Annotated in this window: 3 protein-coding genes and 1 pseudogene; 2 read left to right on the top strand and 2 right to left on the bottom strand. The window is 51.2% G+C overall.

Translation table 11 applies throughout. From position 1 onward, the window contains the following. Positions 1–37: 37 nt before the first annotated feature. The gene (locus tag LN893_RS21020; protein WP_500797101.1) at positions 38–133 is read right to left on the bottom strand and encodes a four-helix bundle copper-binding protein; all 96 of its coding nucleotides are present in this window, start codon (positions 131–133) and stop codon (positions 38–40) included. A 514-nt stretch (positions 134–647) separates the two neighbouring features. After that, positions 648–1,676 carry an SDR family oxidoreductase gene (locus LN893_RS20230; protein ID WP_229973220.1) on the bottom strand — a complete coding sequence of 343 codons (1,029 nt, stop codon included), beginning with the start codon at positions 1,674–1,676 and terminating at the stop codon, positions 648–650. Between the two features lie 501 nt (positions 1,677–2,177). Between LN893_RS20230 and LN893_RS20225 the strand changes: the two genes are divergently transcribed. Next, on the top strand, positions 2,178–3,605 hold the full coding sequence (locus LN893_RS20225) for an SPW repeat domain-containing protein (protein WP_229973218.1): 1,428 nt from the start codon (positions 2,178–2,180) through the stop codon (positions 3,603–3,605). Further along, a pseudogene (locus tag LN893_RS20220) lies at positions 3,589–3,785 on the top strand (hypothetical protein); the annotation flags it as partial. The gene LN893_RS20225 and the pseudogene LN893_RS20220, both read left to right, overlap by 17 nt.

The raw sequence follows: 3,785 nt of genomic DNA, 5'->3' as shown, positions 1-3,785 counted from the left end.
AACAAAAATGCAAACATCATACATTGTGAACCACAACTCAAAAAGTTTGTGCGTTCATGAACTGATCACAGGCTTCATCGCATTTGAAGCATGACTCGGCGCACTCTTTACAGTGTTTGCCGAGTGTGACAATTAGGAACCTCAGGCTATAGCCAAAGCTTGATACCAGGATACTACACTCTGCATCTGGCTAGTAAGCCATGAGCATGCCTCCGCTATCATGGAGAAGCCGTGGACAGACCAGCAGCCAGACCCGACCAGAACAAGACGGAGGAAGGACGGTCAAGCTCAGATTCAGTTTTCTGGAAGATCGTGTCGTGGATGGGTTGGGCCGAAGGCGACTGAGACAGCTTCTTTTCCTGATGATCTGTGTCAGGATTATTCTCCACAGTGCTTGGTTTGAAAGTACATGCTCAAAGTTCTACTGTACGAATTTGAGTTGCAGCGACTAAGGCTACTTGTGAAAGTTTATGTGACAAGCGCTTTGTTTTACCTCACTTACCCCCCTTTTTTTAGGAAAATAGTAAGAGCGACGAACGGCAATGTTGGTGCTAATCTCCAAAAGCTGTGTCGCAACTCTGGGGTTTTACGCGATTGGAAACTTGTAAACTTTCATCAGGACAAGACCTATAGTAAAAAAACTACCGCTACGACTGCATGCTCTTCAGCCGCTTCCCAAGCACTACCAAAGCACCCACAGCAGCTGCCGCCGACAGAATCGTTCTTCTGTGAAGGCTTACCCACAACTGTGGGCTAAAAGTAGTAGCTTGATCTCCGAAAGGCCCATGTGCGCCATGATCGCCAGGCAGGGGCTCGTAAAGATTGTGCTTTCTGTTAGGCTCTTCTGGCTCGTCCGTCTGCTGGCCCTTGATGCCGTTCCGGGCAAGCACGTAGTCTGCGAACCAAGGCGCTATTTTGTTGCCTACAATAGCCTGAAGGGTTGGCCAACCGACGTTTATCTCACGCCTGTCATGCTCTGCGGCATAAAGTATAGCCTGTGCCGCTACTTCCGGCTCGAAGATGGTGCCCATCGGGCGTGGCTTGTTCGGTAGCCTGCTTTTCACAAAGCCGAACTGGGTCGTATTCATAGCGGGTAACTGTACCATTGTTGCCTGTACTTTGCTCTTATCGTGCAGCAGCTCTGTGCGCAGGGAGTCAAAGAATCCCTCCACGGCGTGCTTGGAGCCGCAGTACGCAGACTGAAGCGGGATACCTCGATACGCTAACGCAGAGCCAACCAGAACTATTTTACCCTTATCCCTGGGCAGCATGCGCTTCAACGCTGCCAACGTACCGTAGACCTGCCCCAGGTATGTTACCTCTGTCACCCGTTTATAGTCCTCGGGCTCCATCTCCCTAATAGGACTGAAAACGCTGTTCATCGCATTGTTTACCCACACATCAATGGGGCCAAGCTGCTCCTCTGTTTTAGCTGCTGCCTCTTCCATAGCTTTCGCGTCCGCCACGTCTACCTCAAAATACACGGCTTTACGGCCCATGCCCTCTATTTCCCTTTGGGCCCCTTTCAGGCCGTCAGTCCCCCTTGCGATAAGGGCCACATCATAGCCATTGGCGCCAAACGTGCGGGCGATAGCTCTGCCAAGGCCTGCCGAAGCCCCTGTTATCACCACTAAACCACGTCTTGTGCTGTTAACTTTATCATAGTTCGAGTTCATAGTCATTTCTGTTTAAACCTACTTTCAGTGCTCTCTGAAGATGTTACGTTTGCTACAAGCAATCAGTTTGATGCTTTCAGCTGGACACTCCTTAAAGACATTATAGCAGGCTTTGCATCCCTAGCCGCTGCATAAGGTTAAAATGTCTCTTAAACAGTTGTTAAATAGAAATGAATAGAGGTGTCAAAGAGCAGAAGCGGAGTGCGGATCTATTCTGCTTCACAAAAAATATATAATAAATAATAAGTGATATGTAAAACCAATTCACAGGATGCTTTGTAAAATGAAGCAGCCTAAGTAAAGCATGTTTTTACTACCAAAGGAGCTGCCACTACGTGTAAGTTCTCATCAGCCCTCACAGAATCAGAAGGCTTAGCTGCCTAAACCTCTTACCACCCTTAGCATTGTAAGGACTTGTTGTAGTGTTTTTTACTACAGCTCAGCCTACAGTATAACACAGACACATAGTATAGTAATGAAGCATTAAAGAAAACTGTGAAAATGGATAAAGGTCAAGATAATCAACAAAGAAACGGAAGCCATCAGAGTGGCATGGGCATGCGCGGCGTTACACGCCCCATGGCAGAGAAGGAGATACGCCAGCATAACAAGGGAATGCACCAGGGCGAAGACCATGACGGACATCAAAAACAAGGAATGGAGAAAGAAAAAGGCGGGGGCATGATGATGTCGGACGACATGCGCAGGCAGATGCTGCACATGCACCATATGCAGACGCTCTGGGTGTACTGGACGATCATCATACTGGGCGCCTGGGTGCTGCTCTCGCCGCTCACCTTCGACTACGGCATCGGCACGGTGCAGCCCTCTGGTGGCAGGAGCGTGTGGCTCAACATGGAGCAGCGCATCCAGTTCATGAAGTGGAGCGACATCATCAGCGGTGCTTTGCTGATGTTCTTCGGCTGGCGCGGGCTCACGCCTAACCGCCCCGTCCGCCTTTGGATCTGCTGCTTTATCGGCATCTGGCTTACCATGGCACCGCTGCTGTTCTGGTCACCAACGGCAGTGGCTTATTTGAACGATACCATGGTGGGCGCACTCGTCATAGCCCTGACCATACTCATCCCCGGTATGCCCAACATGATCATGTACATGAAGATGGGGCCCGACACGCCGCCCGGATGGAGCTACAACCCCTCGAGCTGGCCGCAGCGATGGATCATGATGGTGCTGGGCTTAATCGGATGGGTGGTGTCGCGTTACCTGGCTGCTTTTCAGCTGGGCTACATCGATTCGGTGTGGGACCCCTTCTTCGGACAGCAGAGCGAGCAGGTGCTGAACTCGGCTATGTCGCACAGCATGCCTGTTTCCGACGCGGGANCCTGGTGCACGTTCTGCCTGCTGGCCGCCGCCATCATGATCCCGATGATCCCCCTGGAAGTAGACGAGGTGATTGCGATGGGGCAGTTCATGAAGAAGAAAGTGAACCAGGGAGAAAGCTTCTGGAAAATATTCTGGAAAGGCGGCAACATCGAGAGCGATGCCAAGGACGAGGCACCGGAGATGATGGCGTTTCCGCAGAAGCCGGGGCCAGTATACAGTGCCTCCATCTGGGGTATCAGCTTTCCGTGGACGCTGACCGTAGCCATGCTGCTGGGTATTGCCATGGTATTTGCGCCAGCCGTTTTCGGGGTGCAGATAAAAGAAACAGTGGCCGATATTTTCCATTTGGCTGGTTCGCTGGTAGTGGTTACTTCCATTTTCTGCATGGGCGAGCCTTTGCGCAGGGGGCGTTATTTTAATGTACTGCTGGGACTTGTTGTGGCGGCGGCACCGTGGTTTCTGAGCAACAGCCCTCTTGGCCTAAGTATAACAGGCATTGTGCTGGGCTTGGCAGTGGCGGCGCTGTCGCTTCCGCTGGGGCCTAAAACACAGAATTATGCAGGCTGGGATGCGTACATCAAGTAGCGAGAAAATGATCGATGAGCAGGGCGTGCTGTCCGACGAGGAGATAGCGGCACAGGTGCGCGGCTTGCTGTACAGGAATATGATCAGCGGGCAACGAGGAGGGTTTAACTACCACTATACCAAACCTTCCCCTGATACTTATCCTTACCAGTATTTCTGGGATACCTGCTTTCATGTGTT

Origin of the sequence: Pontibacter harenae (assembly GCF_020907245.1) — a bacterium.
In the GTDB taxonomy this organism is placed as follows: Bacteria; Bacteroidota; Bacteroidia; order Cytophagales; family Hymenobacteraceae; genus Pontibacter; species Pontibacter harenae.
This window is presented reverse-complemented; position numbering and strand designations above follow the sequence as displayed.

Coding starts and splice junctions, on each gene's coding strand:
- LN893_RS20230 (WP_229973220.1), bottom strand. CDS start 1,676: ATGAACTCGAACTATGATAAAGTTAACAGCACAAGACGTGGTTTAGTG.